This is a genomic window from Psychrobacter sp. R86515, from assembly GCF_042466315.1.
Taxonomy (GTDB): domain Bacteria; phylum Pseudomonadota; class Gammaproteobacteria; order Pseudomonadales; family Moraxellaceae; genus Psychrobacter.
On the sequence record NZ_JAXHCC010000001.1, the window covers coordinates 1 to 17,581 of the forward strand.

Annotated in this window: 5 protein-coding genes; all 5 read right to left on the reverse strand. The window is 51.0% G+C overall.

Going from position 1 to position 17,581, the window contains the following annotated elements; all coding sequences use genetic code 11:
• On the reverse strand, positions 1-14,595 hold a 14,595-nt coding region (locus SJY28_RS00005; RefSeq protein ID WP_379542990.1), incomplete at its 3' end, for a Calx-beta domain-containing protein.
• A 148-nt stretch (positions 14,596-14,743) separates the two neighbouring features.
• Entirely contained in the window at positions 14,744-14,923 is a 180-nt protein-coding gene (locus SJY28_RS00010; RefSeq protein WP_379542991.1) for a hypothetical protein, read from the reverse strand.
• 774 nt (positions 14,924-15,697) lie between these two features.
• Complete coding sequence (locus tag SJY28_RS00015) at positions 15,698-16,111, reverse strand: PaaI family thioesterase (protein WP_379542992.1); 414 nt, start codon at positions 16,109-16,111, stop codon at positions 15,698-15,700.
• Between the two features lie 148 nt (positions 16,112-16,259).
• Complete coding sequence (locus SJY28_RS00020) at positions 16,260-16,802, reverse strand: DUF3124 domain-containing protein (RefSeq protein ID WP_160022207.1); 543 nt, start codon at positions 16,800-16,802, stop codon at positions 16,260-16,262.
• Between the two features lie 44 nt (positions 16,803-16,846).
• On the reverse strand, positions 16,847-17,548 hold the full coding sequence (locus SJY28_RS00025) for an NAD-binding protein (RefSeq protein WP_379542993.1): 702 nt from the start codon (positions 17,546-17,548) through the stop codon (positions 16,847-16,849).
• Between the last annotated feature and the right edge of the window lie 33 nt (positions 17,549-17,581).

The window sequence follows — 17,581 nt, forward strand, 5'->3', positions numbered from 1 at the left end:
GACCACCACCCCTGTGGCATTGGTATAGCTGATGCTAGCAATGTCAGCAGCTTCGACGGTGTTGGCCGCCCCTAAGCTCACGTTAACAGTAGTATCAAGGTTGCTAAGGTTGGTCTGAGTCACGCTAAAGATGAGGGTGTTGTCTACCCCTTCAATCGCTTGCGCGTCGGTTGCCGCAATGCTGACCACGGGGGCGTCAATGGCGCCACCGTCTTCATCTAAGATCTCAGCGCTCGCCGTGGCGGTGCCAAGAGCGGCATTGACTGGGCTCGATAGGCTCATGCCAATGGTTTCTGATATCTCGTATATCGCATCTTGCGCGGGGGTGATGCTAAAGCTTGGCATGTCAGCAAGCAAGGTGCCTGCTGGAATGGACACGGTGACCCCTGCAATCGCATCCGCCACACTAATGGTTTGGGTGCTGCCATCAGCATTGGTCAGCAAGATGCTGTCAATGTCCGCCGCTTCTGCGTCGGTCAAGTTCAGGGTAGCAATCACACTGGTGGCACGGTCACTCAGACCGGCTTGATCGATACTAAAGACGATGGTGTCATCCGTGACGCCTTCAATGCCGGTGGCATCGGTCGCGCTGATACTGATGATAGGCGCCACATCCGTGTCTGTAATCGTACCTGTGCCGACGCCGGTACCGATGGTTAATGTGGTGGTCTCATTCAGCTCATCTAAGTCATCATTTAAGGCCGGATAGCTGACGGTAAAGTTGGTCACTCCTGCTGGGATAGTGATACTGCCATCCGTGTTTAAAACAACCCCATCACTAAAGACTGGGGCATTGCTATAGTCGCCAGTTGCTGTCGTTGCACTACCATCGGTGATGGCAAAAGGATAGCTGACCGCTACCTCGGTTGGGTTTGACAAGGTCACGGTGTGAACCAAATCACCACCTTCGTCAGTAGTGGCATCAGAGACGCTGACGACGGGTTTGTCACCATCGACTTCATCAGTAACATCATCTGGGTTATTCAGGTTGTTGGTGTTGACGCGTTGGTCTTCATCTAGTATGACGCCGGTGGCACTGCCTGTACCAACCGTGGCGGCCGTTGGGCTGCTTGTCGGTATGGCAATATTAAGAACCAAGTCTTCTGAGCGCTCATACACCACATCATCAATCACAGTGACCGTAATCGCAGGTGCACTCGTGCTGCCTGCAGGTATGGTGACCGTGGCACCATTTGTCAGGAAGGCTTGGATGTCAGTCAGGTTATCCAACGTGACCACCACCCCTGTGGCATTGGTATAGCTGATGCTAGCAATGTCAGCAGCTTCGACGGTGTTGGCCGCCCCTAAGCTCACGTTAACAGTAGTATCAAGGTTGCTAAGGTTGGTCTGAGTCACGCTAAAGATGAGGGTGTTGTCTACCCCTTCAATCGCTTGCGCGTCGGTTGCCGCAATGCTGACCACGGGGGCGTCAATGGCGCCACCGTCTTCATCTAAGATCTCAGCGCTCGCCGTGGCGGTGCCAAGAGCGGCATTGACTGGGCTCGATAGGCTCATGCCAATGGTTTCTGATATCTCGTATATCGCATCTTGCGCGGGGGTGATGCTAAAGCTTGGCATGTCAGCAAGCAAGGTGCCTGCTGGAATGGACACGGTGACCCCTGCAATCGCATCCGCCACACTAATGGTTTGGGTGCTGCCATCAGCATTGGTCAGCAAGATGCTGTCAATGTCCGCCGCTTCTGCGTCGGTCAAGTTCAGGGTAGCAATCACACTGGTGGCACGGTCACTCAGACCGGCTTGATCGATACTAAAGACGATGGTGTCATCCGTGACGCCTTCAATGCCGGTGGCATCGGTCGCGCTGATACTGATGATAGGCGCCACATCCGTGTCTGTAATCGTACCTGTGCCGACGCCGGTACCGATGGTTAATGTGGTGGTCTCATTCAGCTCATCTAAGTCATCATTTAAGGCCGGATAGCTGACGGTAAAGTTGGTCACTCCTGCTGGGATAGTGATACTGCCATCCGTGTTTAAAACAACCCCATCACTAAAGACTGGGGCATTGCTATAGTCGCCAGTTGCTGTCGTTGCACTACCATCGGTGATGGCAAAAGGATAGCTGACCGCTACCTCGGTTGGGTTTGACAAGGTCACGGTGTGAACCAAATCACCACCTTCGTCAGTAGTGGCATCAGAGACGCTGACGACGGGTTTGTCACCATCGACTTCATCAGTAACATCATCTGGGTTATTCAGGTTGTTGGTGTTGACGCGTTGGTCTTCATCTAGTATGACGCCGGTGGTACTGCCTGTACCAACCGTGGCGGCCGTTGGGCTGCTTGTCGGTATGGCAATATTAAGAACCAAGTCTTCTGAGCGCTCATACACCACATCATCAATCACAGTGACCGTAATCGCAGGTGCACTCGTGCTGCCTGCAGGTATGGTGACCGTGGCACCATTTGTCAGGAAGGCTTGGATGTCAGTCAGGTTATCCAACGTGACCACCACCCCTGTGGCATTGGTATAGCTGATGCTAGCAATGTCAGCAGCTTCGACGGTGTTGGCCGCCCCTAAGCTCACGTTAACAGTAGTATCAAGGTTGCTAAGGTTGGTCTGAGTCACGCTAAAGATGAGGGTGTTGTCTACCCCTTCAATCGCTTGCGCGTCGGTTGCCGCAATGCTGACCACGGGGGCGTCAATGGCGCCACCGTCTTCATCTAAGATCTCAGCGCTCGCCGTGGCGGTGCCAAGAGCGGCATTGACTGGGCTCGATAGGCTCATGCCAATGGTTTCTGATATCTCGTATATCGCATCTTGCGCGGGGGTGATGCTAAAGCTTGGCATGTCAGCAAGCAAGGTGCCTGCTGGAATGGACACGGTGACCCCTGCAATCGCATCCGCCACACTAATGGTTTGGGTGCTGCCATCAGCATTGGTCAGCAAGATGCTGTCAATGTCCGCCGCTTCTGCGTCGGTCAAGTTCAGGGTAGCAATCACACTGGTGGCACGGTCACTCAGACCGGCTTGATCGATACTAAAGACGATGGTGTCATCCGTGACGCCTTCAATGCCGGTGGCATCGGTCGCGCTGATACTGATGATAGGCGCCACATCCGTGTCTGTAATCGTACCTGTGCCGACGCCGGTACCGATGGTTAATGTGGTGGTCTCATTCAGCTCATCTAAGTCATCATTTAAGGCCGGATAGCTGACGGTAAAGTTGGTCACTCCTGCTGGGATAGTGATACTGCCATCCGTGTTTAAAACAACCCCATCACTAAAGACTGGGGCATTGCTATAGTCGCCAGTTGCTGTCGTTGCACTACCATCGGTGATGGCAAAAGGATAGCTGACCGCTACCTCGGTTGGGTTTGACAAGGTCACGGTGTGAACCAAATCACCACCTTCGTCAGTAGTGGCATCAGAGACGCTGACGACGGGTTTGTCACCATCGACTTCATCAGTAACATCATCTGGGTTATTCAGGTTGTTGGTGTTGACGCGTTGGTCTTCATCTAGTATGACGCCGGTGGTACTGCCTGTACCAACCGTGGCGGCCGTTGGGCTGCTTGTCGGTATGGCAATATTAAGAACCAAGTCTTCTGAGCGCTCATACACCACATCATCAATCACAGTGACCGTAATCGCAGGTGCACTCGTGCTGCCTGCAGGTATGGTGACCGTGGCACCATTTGTCAGGAAGGCTTGGATGTCAGTCAGGTTATCCAACGTGACCACCACCCCTGTGGCATTGGTATAGCTGATGCTAGCAATGTCAGCAGCTTCGACGGTGTTGGCCGCCCCTAAGCTCACGTTAACAGTAGTATCAAGGTTGCTAAGGTTGGTCTGAGTCACGCTAAAGATGAGGGTGTTGTCTACCCCTTCAATCGCTTGCGCGTCGGTTGCCGCAATGCTGACCACGGGGGCGTCAATGGCGCCACCGTCTTCATCTAAGATCTCAGCGCTCGCCGTGGCGGTGCCAAGAGCGGCATTGACTGGGCTCGATAGGCTCATGCCAATGGTTTCTGATATCTCGTATATCGCATCTTGCGCGGGGGTGATGCTAAAGCTTGGCATGTCAGCAAGCAAGGTGCCTGCTGGAATGGACACGGTGACCCCTGCAATCGCATCCGCCACACTAATGGTTTGGGTGCTGCCATCAGCATTGGTCAGCAAGATGCTGTCAATGTCCGCCGCTTCTGCGTCGGTCAAGTTCAGGGTAGCAATCACACTGGTGGCACGGTCACTCAGACCGGCTTGATCGATACTAAAGACGATGGTGTCATCCGTGACGCCTTCAATGCCGGTGGCATCGGTCGCGCTGATACTGATGATAGGCGCCACATCCGTGTCTGTAATCGTACCTGTGCCGACGCCGGTACCGATGGTTAATGTGGTGGTCTCATTCAGCTCATCTAAGTCATCATTTAAGGCCGGATAGCTGACGGTAAAGTTGGTCACTCCTGCTGGGATAGTGATACTGCCATCCGTGTTTAAAACAACCCCATCACTAAAGACTGGGGCATTGCTATAGTCGCCAGTTGCTGTCGTTGCACTACCATCGGTGATGGCAAAAGGATAGCTGACCGCTACCTCGGTTGGGTTTGACAAGGTCACGGTGTGAACCAAATCACCACCTTCGTCAGTAGTGGCATCAGAGACGCTGACGACGGGTTTGTCACCCTCCGTGTTGCTACCTGGATTGGCAGGGTCGTTTGATTCATCAAGGATGACACCAGTCGCACTATTCGTGCCAATGGTGGCATTCACTGGGCTGCCAATCTCAAGCACAAGATCTTCTGATTGCTCATACACCACATCGTCGGCGATGGTCACAGTAATCACTGGCGCAGCCGTTTCTCCAGCTGGGATGGTGACGCTCGCGCCGTTGGCTAAGAAGTCTTGAATCTGAGTAGCGGTGGTTAAGCTGACCACCACCCCTGTGGCATTGGTATAGCTGATGCTAGCAATGTCAGCAGCTTCGACGGTGTTGGCCGCCCCTAAGCTCACGTTAACAGTAGTATCAAGGTTGCTAAGGTTGGTCTGAGTCACGCTAAAGATGAGGGTGTTGTCTACCCCTTCAATCGCTTGCGCGTCGGTTGCCGCAATGCTGACCACGGGGGCGTCAATGGCGCCACCGTCTTCATCTAAGATCTCAGCGCTCGCCGTGGCGGTGCCAAGAGCGGCATTGACTGGGCTCGATAGGCTCATGCCAATGGTTTCTGATATCTCGTATATCGCATCTTGCGCGGGGGTGATGCTAAAGCTTGGCATGTCAGCAAGCAAGGTGCCTGCTGGAATGGACACGGTGACCCCTGCAATCGCATCCGCCACACTAATGGTTTGGGTGCTGCCATCAGCATTGGTCAGCAAGATGCTGTCAATGTCCGCCGCTTCTGCGTCGGTCAAGTTCAGGGTAGCAATCACACTGGTGGCACGGTCACTCAGACCGGCTTGATCGATACTAAAGACGATGGTGTCATCCGTGACGCCTTCAATGCCGGTGGCATCGGTCGCGCTGATACTGATGATAGGCGCCACATCCGTGTCTGTAATCGTACCTGTGCCGACGCCGGTACCGATGGTTAATGTGGTGGTCTCATTCAGCTCATCTAAGTCATCATTTAAGGCCGGATAGCTGACGGTAAAGTTGGTCACTCCTGCTGGGATAGTGATACTGCCATCCGTGTTTAAAACAACCCCATCACTAAAGACTGGGGCATTGCTATAGTCGCCAGTTGCTGTCGTTGCACTACCATCGGTGATGGCAAAAGGATAGCTGACCGCTACCTCGGTTGGGTTTGACAAGGTCACGGTGTGAACCAAATCACCACCTTCGTCAGTAGTGGCATCAGAGACGCTGACGACGGGTTTGTCACCATCGACTTCATCAGTAACATCATCTGGGTTATTCAGGTTGTTGGTGTTGACGCGTTGGTCTTCATCTAGTATGACGCCGGTGGCACTGCCTGTGCCAACCGTGGCGGCCGTTGGGCTGCTTGTCGGTATGGCAATATTCAGAACCAAGTCTTCTGAGCGCTCATACACCACATCATCAATCACAGTGACCGTAATCGCAGGTGCACTCGTGCTGCCTGCAGGTATGGTGACCGTGGCACCATTTGTCAGGAAGGCTTGGATGTCAGTCAGGTTATCCAACGTGACCACCACCCCTGTGGCATTGGTATAGCTGATGCTAGCAATGTCAGCAGCTTCGACGGTGTTGGCCGCCCCTAAGCTCACGTTAACAGTAGTATCAAGGTTGCTAAGGTTGGTCTGAGTCACGCTAAAGATGAGGGTGTTGTCTACCCCTTCAATCGCTTGCGCGTCGGTTGCCGCAATGCTGACCACGGGGGCGTCAATGGCGCCACCGTCTTCATCTAAGATCTCAGCGCTCGCCGTGGCGGTGCCAAGAGCGGCATTGACTGGGCTCGATAGGCTCATGCCAATGGTTTCTGATATCTCGTATATCGCATCTTGCGCGGGGGTGATGCTAAAGCTTGGCATGTCAGCAAGCAAGGTGCCTGCTGGAATGGACACGGTGACCCCTGCAATCGCATCCGCCACACTAATGGTTTGGGTGCTGCCATCAGCATTGGTCAGCAAGATGCTGTCAATGTCCGCCGCTTCTGCGTCGGTCAAGTTCAGGGTAGCAATCACACTGGTGGCACGGTCACTCAGACCGGCTTGATCGATACTAAAGACGATGGTGTCATCCGTGACGCCTTCAATGCCGGTGGCATCGGTCGCGCTGATACTGATGATAGGCGCCACATCCGTGTCTGTAATCGTACCTGTGCCGACGCCGGTACCGATGGTTAATGTGGTGGTCTCATTCAGCTCATCTAAGTCATCATTTAAGGCCGGATAGCTGACGGTAAAGTTGGTCACTCCTGCTGGGATAGTGATACTGCCATCCGTGTTTAAAACAACCCCATCACTAAAGACTGGGGCATTGCTATAGTCGCCAGTTGCTGTCGTTGCACTACCATCGGTGATGGCAAAAGGATAGCTGACCGCTACCTCGGTTGGGTTTGACAAGGTCACGGTGTGAACCAAATCACCACCTTCGTCAGTAGTGGCATCAGAGACGCTGACGACGGGTTTGTCACCATCGACTTCATCAGTAACATCATCTGGGTTATTCAGGTTGTTGGTGTTGACGCGTTGGTCTTCATCTAGTATGACGCCGGTGGCACTGCCTGTACCAACCGTGGCGGCCGTTGGGCTGCTTGTCGGTATGGCAATATTAAGAACCAAGTCTTCTGAGCGCTCATACACCACATCATCAATCACAGTGACCGTAATCGCAGGTGCACTCGTGCTGCCTGCAGGTATGGTGACCGTGGCACCATTTGTCAGGAAGGCTTGGATGTCAGTCAGGTTATCCAACGTGACCACCACCCCTGTGGCATTGGTATAGCTGATGCTAGCAATGTCAGCAGCTTCGACGGTGTTGGCCGCCCCTAAGCTCACGTTAACAGTAGTATCAAGGTTGCTAAGGTTGGTCTGAGTCACGCTAAAGATGAGGGTGTTGTCTACCCCTTCAATCGCTTGCGCGTCGGTTGCCGCAATGCTGACCACGGGGGCGTCAATGGCGCCACCGTCTTCATCTAAGATCTCAGCGCTCGCCGTGGCGGTGCCAAGAGCGGCATTGACTGGGCTCGATAGGCTCATGCCAATGGTTTCTGATATCTCGTATATCGCATCTTGCGCGGGGGTGATGCTAAAGCTTGGCATGTCAGCAAGCAAGGTGCCTGCTGGAATGGACACGGTGACCCCTGCAATCGCATCCGCCACACTAATGGTTTGGGTGCTGCCATCAGCATTGGTCAGCAAGATGCTGTCAATGTCCGCCGCTTCTGCGTCGGTCAAGTTCAGGGTAGCAATCACACTGGTGGCACGGTCACTCAGACCGGCTTGATCGATACTAAAGACGATGGTGTCATCCGTGACGCCTTCAATGCCGGTGGCATCGGTCGCGCTGATACTGATGATAGGCGCCACATCCGTGTCTGTAATCGTACCTGTGCCGACGCCGGTACCGATGGTTAATGTGGTGGTCTCATTCAGCTCATCTAAGTCATCATTTAAGGCCGGATAGCTGACGGTAAAGTTGGTCACTCCTGCTGGGATAGTGATACTGCCATCCGTGTTTAAAACAACCCCATCACTAAAGACTGGGGCATTGCTATAGTCGCCAGTTGCTGTCGTTGCACTACCATCGGTGATGGCAAAAGGATAGCTGACCGCTACCTCGGTTGGGTTTGACAAGGTCACGGTGTGAACCAAATCACCACCTTCGTCAGTAGTGGCATCAGAGACGCTGACGACGGGTTTGTCACCATCGACTTCATCAGTAACATCATCTGGGTTATTCAGGTTGTTGGTGTTGACGCGTTGGTCTTCATCTAGTATGACGCCGGTGGTACTGCCTGTACCAACCGTGGCGGCCGTTGGGCTGCTTGTCGGTATGGCAATATTAAGAACCAAGTCTTCTGAGCGCTCATACACCACATCATCAATCACAGTGACCGTAATCGCAGGTGCACTCGTGCTGCCTGCAGGTATGGTGACCGTGGCACCATTTGTCAGGAAGGCTTGGATGTCAGTCAGGTTATCCAACGTGACCACCACCCCTGTGGCATTGGTATAGCTGATGCTAGCAATGTCAGCAGCTTCGACGGTGTTGGCCGCCCCTAAGCTCACGTTAACAGTAGTATCAAGGTTGCTAAGGTTGGTCTGAGTCACGCTAAAGATGAGGGTGTTGTCTACCCCTTCAATCGCTTGCGCGTCGGTTGCCGCAATGCTGACCACGGGGGCGTCAATGGCGCCACCGTCTTCATCTAAGATCTCAGCGCTCGCCGTGGCGGTGCCAAGAGCGGCATTGACTGGGCTCGATAGGCTCATGCCAATGGTTTCTGATATCTCGTATATCGCATCTTGCGCGGGGGTGATGCTAAAGCTTGGCATGTCAGCAAGCAAGGTGCCTGCTGGAATGGACACGGTGACCCCTGCAATCGCATCCGCCACACTAATGGTTTGGGTGCTGCCATCAGCATTGGTCAGCAAGATGCTGTCAATGTCCGCCGCTTCTGCGTCGGTCAAGTTCAGGGTAGCAATCACACTGGTGGCACGGTCACTCAGACCGGCTTGATCGATACTAAAGACGATGGTGTCATCCGTGACGCCTTCAATGCCGGTGGCATCGGTCGCGCTGATACTGATGATAGGCGCCACATCCGTGTCTGTAATCGTACCTGTGCCGACGCCGGTACCGATGGTTAATGTGGTGGTCTCATTCAGCTCATCTAAGTCATCATTTAAGGCCGGATAGCTGACGGTAAAGTTGGTCACTCCTGCTGGGATAGTGATACTGCCATCCGTGTTTAAAACAACCCCATCACTAAAGACTGGGGCATTGCTATAGTCGCCAGTTGCTGTCGTTGCACTACCATCGGTGATGGCAAAAGGATAGCTGACCGCTACCTCGGTTGGGTTTGACAAGGTCACGGTGTGAACCAAATCACCACCTTCGTCAGTAGTGGCATCAGAGACGCTGACGACGGGTTTGTCACCCTCCGTGTTGCTACCTGGATTGGCAGGGTCGTTTGATTCATCAAGGATGACACCAGTCGCACTATTCGTGCCAATGGTGGCATTCACTGGGCTGCCAATCTCAAGCACAAGATCTTCTGATTGCTCATACACCACATCGTCGGCGATGGTCACAGTAATCACTGGCGCAGCCGTTTCTCCAGCTGGGATGGTGACGCTCGCGCCGTTGGCTAAGAAGTCTTGAATCTGAGTAGCGGTGGTTAAGCTGACCACCACCCCTGTGGCATTGGTATAGCTGATGCTAGCAATGTCAGCAGCTTCGACGGTGTTGGCCGCCCCTAAGCTCACGTTAACAGTAGTATCAAGGTTGCTAAGGTTGGTCTGAGTCACGCTAAAGATGAGGGTGTTGTCTACCCCTTCAATCGCTTGCGCGTCGGTTGCCGCAATGCTGACCACGGGGGCGTCAATGGCGCCACCGTCTTCATCTAAGATCTCAGCGCTCGCCGTGGCGGTGCCAAGAGCGGCATTGACTGGGCTCGATAGGCTCATGCCAATGGTTTCTGATATCTCGTATATCGCATCTTGCGCGGGGGTGATGCTAAAGCTTGGCATGTCAGCAAGCAAGGTGCCTGCTGGAATGGACACGGTGACCCCTGCAATCGCATCCGCCACACTAATGGTTTGGGTGCTGCCATCAGCATTGGTCAGCAAGATGCTGTCAATGTCCGCCGCTTCTGCGTCGGTCAAGTTCAGGGTAGCAATCACACTGGTGGCACGGTCACTCAGACCGGCTTGATCGATACTAAAGACGATGGTGTCATCCGTGACGCCTTCAATGCCGGTGGCATCGGTCGCGCTGATACTGATGATAGGCGCCACATCCGTGTCTGTAATCGTACCTGTGCCGACGCCGGTACCGATGGTTAATGTGGTGGTCTCATTCAGCTCATCTAAGTCATCATTTAAGGCCGGATAGCTGACGGTAAAGTTGGTCACTCCTGCTGGGATAGTGATACTGCCATCCGTGTTTAAAACAACCCCATCACTAAAGACTGGGGCATTGCTATAGTCGCCAGTTGCTGTCGTTGCACTACCATCGGTGATGGCAAAAGGATAGCTGACCGCTACCTCGGTTGGGTTTGACAAGGTCACGGTGTGAACCAAATCACCACCTTCGTCAGTAGTGGCATCAGAGACGCTGACGACGGGTTTGTCACCATCGACTTCATCAGTAACATCATCTGGGTTATTCAGGTTGTTGGTGTTGACGCGTTGGTCTTCATCTAGTATGACGCCGGTGGTACTGCCTGTACCAACCGTGGCGGCCGTTGGGCTGCTTGTCGGTATGGCAATATTAAGAACCAAGTCTTCTGAGCGCTCATACACCACATCATCAATCACAGTGACCGTAATCGCAGGTGCACTCGTGCTGCCTGCAGGTATGGTGACCGTGGCACCATTTGTCAGGAAGGCTTGGATGTCAGTCAGGTTATCCAACGTGACCACCACCCCTGTGGCATTGGTATAGCTGATGCTAGCAATGTCAGCAGCTTCGACGGTGTTGGCCGCCCCTAAGCTCACGTTAACAGTAGTATCAAGGTTGCTAAGGTTGGTCTGAGTCACGCTAAAGATGAGGGTGTTGTCTACCCCTTCAATCGCTTGCGCGTCGGTTGCCGCAATGCTGACCACGGGGGCGTCAATGGCGCCACCGTCTTCATCTAAGATCTCAGCGCTCGCCGTGGCGGTGCCAAGAGCGGCATTGACTGGGCTCGATAGGCTCATGCCAATGGTTTCTGATATCTCGTATATCGCATCTTGCGCGGGGGTGATGCTAAAGCTTGGCATGTCAGCAAGCAAGGTGCCTGCTGGAATGGACACGGTGACCCCTGCAATCGCATCCGCCACACTAATGGTTTGGGTGCTGCCATCAGCATTGGTCAGCAAGATGCTGTCAATGTCCGCCGCTTCTGCGTCGGTCAAGTTCAGGGTAGCAATCACACTGGTGGCACGGTCACTCAGACCGGCTTGATCGATACTAAAGACGATGGTGTCATCCGTGACGCCTTCAATGCCGGTGGCATCGGTCGCGCTGATACTGATGATAGGCGCCACATCCGTGTCTGTAATCGTACCTGTGCCGACGCCGGTACCGATGGTTAATGTGGTGGTCTCATTCAGCTCATCTAAGTCATCATTTAAGGCCGGATAGCTGACGGTAAAGTTGGTCACTCCTGCTGGGATAGTGATACTGCCATCCGTGTTTAAAACAACCCCATCACTAAAGACTGGGGCATTACTATAGTCGCCAGTTGCTGTCGTTGCACTACCATCGGTGATGGCAAAAGGATAGCTGACCGCTACCTCGGTTGGGTTTGACAAGGTCACGGTGTGAACCAAATCACCACCTTCGTCAGTAGTGGCATCAGAGACGCTGACGACGGGTTTGTCACCCTCCGTGTTGCTACCTGGATTGGCAGGGTCGTTTGATTCATCAAGGATGACACCAGTCGCACTATTCGTGCCAATGGTGGCATTCACTGGGCTGCCAATCTCAAGCACAAGATCTTCTGATTGCTCATACACCACATCGTCGGCGATGGTCACAGTAATCACTGGCGCAGCCGTTTCTCCAGCTGGGATGGTGACGCTCGCGCCGTTGGCTAAGAAGTCTTGAATCTGAGTAGCGGTGGTTAAGCTGACCACCACCCCTGTGGCATTGGTATAGCTGATGCTAGCAATGTCAGCAGCTTCGACGGTGTTGGCCGCCCCTAAGCTCACGTTAACAGTAGTATCAAGGTTGCTAAGGTTGGTCTGAGTCACGCTAAAGATGAGGGTGTTGTCTACCCCTTCAATCGCTTGCGCGTCGGTTGCCGCAATGCTGACCACGGGGGCGTCAATGGCGCCACCGTCTTCATCTAAGATCTCAGCGCTCGCCGTGGCGGTGCCAAGAGCGGCATTGACTGGGCTCGATAGGCTCATGCCAATGGTTTCTGATATCTCGTATATCGCATCTTGCGCGGGGGTGATGCTAAAGCTTGGCATGTCAGCAAGCAAGGTGCCTGCTGGAATGGACACGGTGACCCCTGCAATCGCATCCGCCACACTAATGGTTTGGGTGCTGCCATCAGCATTGGTCAGCAAGATGCTGTCAATGTCCGCCGCTTCTGCGTCGGTCAAGTTCAGGGTAGCAATCACACTGGTGGCACGGTCACTCAGACCGGCTTGATCGATACTAAAGACGATGGTGTCATCCGTGACGCCTTCAATGCCGGTGGCATCGGTCGCGCTGATACTGATGATAGGCGCCACATCCGTGTCTGTAATCGTACCTGTGCCGACGCCGGTACCGATGGTTAATGTGGTGGTCTCATTCAGCTCATCTAAGTCATCATTTAAGGCCGGATAGCTGACGGTAAAGTTGGTCACTCCTGCTGGGATAGTGATACTGCCATCCGTGTTTAAAACAACCCCATCACTAAAGACTGGGGCATTACTATAGTCGCCAGTTGCTGTCGTTGCACTACCATCGGTGATGGCAAAAGGATAGCTGACCGCTACCTCGGTTGGGTTTGACAAGGTCACGGTGTGAACCAAATCACCACCTTCGTCAGTAGTGGCATCAGAGACGCTGACGACGGGTTTGTCACCCTCCGTGTTGCTACCTGGATTGGCAGGGTCGTTTGATTCATCAAGGATGACACCAGTCGCACTATTCGTGCCAATGGTGGCATTCACTGGGCTGCCAATCTCAAGCACAAGATCTTCTGATTGCTCATACACCACATCGTCGGCGATGGTCACAGTAATCACTGGCGCAGCCGTTTCTCCAGCTGGGATGGTGACGCTCGCGCCGTTGGCTAAGAAGTCTTGAATCTGAGTAGCGGTGGTTAAGCTGACCACCACCCCTGTGGCATTGGTATAGCTGATGCTAGCAATGTCAGCAGCTTCGACGGTGTTGGCCGCCCCTAAGCTCACGTTAACAGTAGTATCAAGGTTGCTAAGGTTGGTCTGAGTCACGCTAAAGATGAGGGTGTTGTCTACCCCTTCAATCGCTTGCGCGTCGGTTGCCGCAATGCTGACCACGGGGATATCATTCCCTACTGTTGGGTCAGCAGGATTAACCGGTGTGGTGCCATCAGTGGTTCCATTGTCATAAATAGTCGTGGTGACACTGTCATTATCCGCACTAATGTTAGCTGTACCAGCAGTGGTACCAGTGATAGTGACCGTAAAGTCCTCGGCACCTTCGTAAATACTGTCATCTACCATTGGTAAGCTGAAATCAACAGAGGTCTGCCCAGCAGGAATCGTGACAGTCTTTATAGTTGGTGCGACGTAGTCATCGCTACCTTCTGTACTGCCATCGCTAATAATATAGCTGATAGTCGTATCAACTGCGCTTGGATTGCTTAAGCTCACAGTATACGTTGCGCTATTAACACTACCATCAGCAGCTGTTTCGCTTAGGTTTACTGTACCTTTGATGCTTACAATTGGCGTGTCATCACCCACTGTTGGGTCATTAGGGTCAACTGGTGTTGTTCCGTCAATGGTGCCATCATCATAAACAGTTGTAGTAACAACGTTTTTAACAGGGTCGATAGTGGCCTTACCCGCACTGACGCTGGTTATAGCAACCATAAAGCTTTGAGCGCCTTCGTAGACGTTATCATTTACAATTGGTATGCTAAAATTAACAGAGGTTTGCCCTGCTGGAATCGTGATGGTTTGCGTCGTTGGTGCCGTATAGTCACCGCCATTGGCAGAACCAGGCGTAATGGTGACTGTCACACTGGTATCAACATCGCTGGCTTTATCTAGGGTAACGCTATATATCGCAGTGTTTGCGTCATTCGTTGCCGTAGCTTCACTTAAACTTTTAACACCACTGAGACTGACGATGGGCGCAGGTTCAGGACGATCATCACTACCACTGCCACTGATACCCGCAATCAAACCTGCCAATCCAAGTCCTGCAGCAACAGGTACCCACCAAGGTATTGCCGCCGCCACATATTCTTCACCGCCTAACGCCTGTCCTTCTACATCACCGACTTCCAGTTGGGTCACATAATCGTAGGTTTCACCCGTATCTGGAATGTAGTAGTAATAGTCGCCATCTTCTGCAATACCGACTAAGGCACTGTCTGCGCTGTCATAAAAACCTTCTATAATTAAGTCACTGTCTTTGCCGTTTTCTTCAAATGAGACGTGCAGATCATTTTTGATGCGTTTGGTAATAATATGATTGGGCGCTCGAACCGATCACCATATCATGGAACTCGTAATTGACTTTCTCCATAGCTTGGATGATGGTTGGTTTTCCATCTTTAGTGACAACTGCCACTTCGGCTACGGTTTGAGTCGCATTATTGGTTTTAATCATGATAGTGTTCATATTCTTACCTTTTATTTCTTATCGTCTATTTTTCAATTTGAATAGTATAGATTTAGATATGTTTGTATTAGGCAGGTTTATATGCCAAAAAGCGATGTATGTATGGAGTATCTTTTGAGAGAGAAGAGAGATTAAAATAGCATAGTGCTCATTTATTAATATTATGGTCGTATTTTATTTGCTACTACAACTCGTCGTTCAAATTGCTGGCCTACTTTTTTACTTCACTGATTTAATGCCGTAATAACATTGAATGGTGTTTTTTCAAAAAGCTGAAATGTATATTTTCTATAATCTACTGTCAGTATCAGCAAAATTCTTCGATGATTTAGCCATTCTATAAAAGGCTATTTATACATTGATGGCTTTCGTGTTTGGCATTGCCATACTAGCTTGCTAAATAACACTCATCTAAATTAACTATGATGTTATATATACTTCATGCTACCTGTTTTTGAGCATGGACACTAGTAAGACGGAACCATGTTATCAACCGTTCATCTATTTTTTCCTAAAGTATTCTCAAATTATTGATCTTATTAGTTAATATCCATATTCAAGAAATACTTATATGCTATATTTTTCGTATTGGGCTAGTATCTTGTTTCATAAAGCCATAAAACAATTAAATCTAATAGCGACAATACGGCAGCCCTGTATCACAAACAACTTGCTCATTATTGACTGCCCTTTGAATTTTCAGCTATATGAAAAAGTATCTATGACATATAGATAGTATTAGCAACGTTTTTACTCAACGACGTTATACAATATCTAGGGGTCTTTAGGCGGCACCGAATACGTGCCAACTACGTGAGCCACGATGTCATCAGAGCCTTCTGAATAAAGAGATACCTCGCCTACTATCAACGTGCGCCCTACTTTCATCAAGGTACATTCGGCGATAATACGCGCATTTGCTGATGGCTTACGCAAGAAGTTGATGGTCAAACTCGTCGTCACCGTTAACGGGACAATACCGATTCTTCCGAGTATCGCCACATAGATAGCGACATCAGCGACGGCCATCATGACAGGTCCCGAGACTGTGCCACCGGGACGCAGCTCATTTATGCCAATCTCGTGCGATAAGGTCGCGCCATTTTCGTTGACCGTCTCGACGACACATTTGGTTTGGGGAAACTCCAATGCCATAAAGGCGCTGATTTCTTCTTTGGTTGCAGACATAACTCTTCCTTGAATTGAACTGTCCATGTTGATTCGCTTAATACATGTATACGAGCATCGCTAGATAGCAAAGTAAAAGTAGAAACTACTTCCGCCTATACTACAGTGCTCTTTTAATGCTCTAACCTACGTAATGACGATACATATCTCAATGTATTACGGGCGTGCCTTCTGTACTAAAGGCAAATCCTTTATTGCTAAAGTTACCGATCATGACCGCCTCGATAACTGGTTTAACCGTTTCATCCACACCCTCTACTTCGATGATAAAGTTGGCACCAGAACCGCCTTTATCCTCTTCTTTTTCGACGATATAGTTGAGCGTCGCCATCGCTGGTAGCTCGATAGGCTTATCTAGATATGATTTGACCAATGCTCCATCTGTATCATAATAATCAATTTTATTGATATACAGTGACTTTTTGAGCGTAGTGTTACGTACACTCAGCGTGGCCGATAGCAGCACTTTGCGAGCGTCTCTATCGGTATAGATATCAGAATAAATCGGTACATAAAAGGTTTGCTTGTAACCAAACTGACTGTGATCCACATCTGAGGTAATTGCCAATTCTTTAATCGGGTCTTTTTGATGCTCAGACAAAAGAACGTTCGGGTCTTGCGCTGATTGATCACAACCTGACAGTAGTGCCATTATAGCGATCAGTAGGACAGATATACTTCGCTTATTCATAATCATTTCCCTATACCTTCCGGTATCACTGCGATGACAAGCTGCTATTTGATTTTCACACCCACACTACGTAGGAACTGATTGATATGTTTGTTGGCGCCATAAATCACTAGTACATCGCGCTCTTGCAATGCTTGCTCAGGCGTCGCCAAACCTTGAATGCTAGGCTTGCTCTGCGTACGACCAAAACTGTCTTCATAATACTCATAGCGCAACGTACTAAGCAATCGGATATTGAACTTTTGCTCTAACTGTAAGTCGTCAACAGTCTTACCGATCAACACATTTGGAATCTTAATCTCTACCATGCTGAAGTTATCGCTCAATTCAAACGAATCGACAAAATAACGTAGTGACAGACGCTTGGCCCAGCGATTGGCCGCCTCTTTTTCAGGGTGAATCAAATCATCCACGCCGATGGCTTGTAGGACTTTTTCGTGTAGCGGATTGATACTACGGCTGATCAGACGCTTTGCTTTTAACGTCTTAAATAGCGCTGTTGCCATGACATTGGCACCTTGATCTTCACCAATCGCCACGATGACAATATCGGTATCAACGATTGGTAGACCGCTAACCGTATACTCGTCCGTGGCATCCATACACAGCGTATGCGAAATCACTTCTTTATACGCTTCCACCCGTTGCATACTACTATCAATAGCAATCACTTCATGCCCTTGACTGGTCAATGCCGACCCCAATGATGCCCCAAAATTTCCTAGCCCTACGATGATGTACTTCATAACTTAAACAACCTTTTTAATATTTTTCGCTAT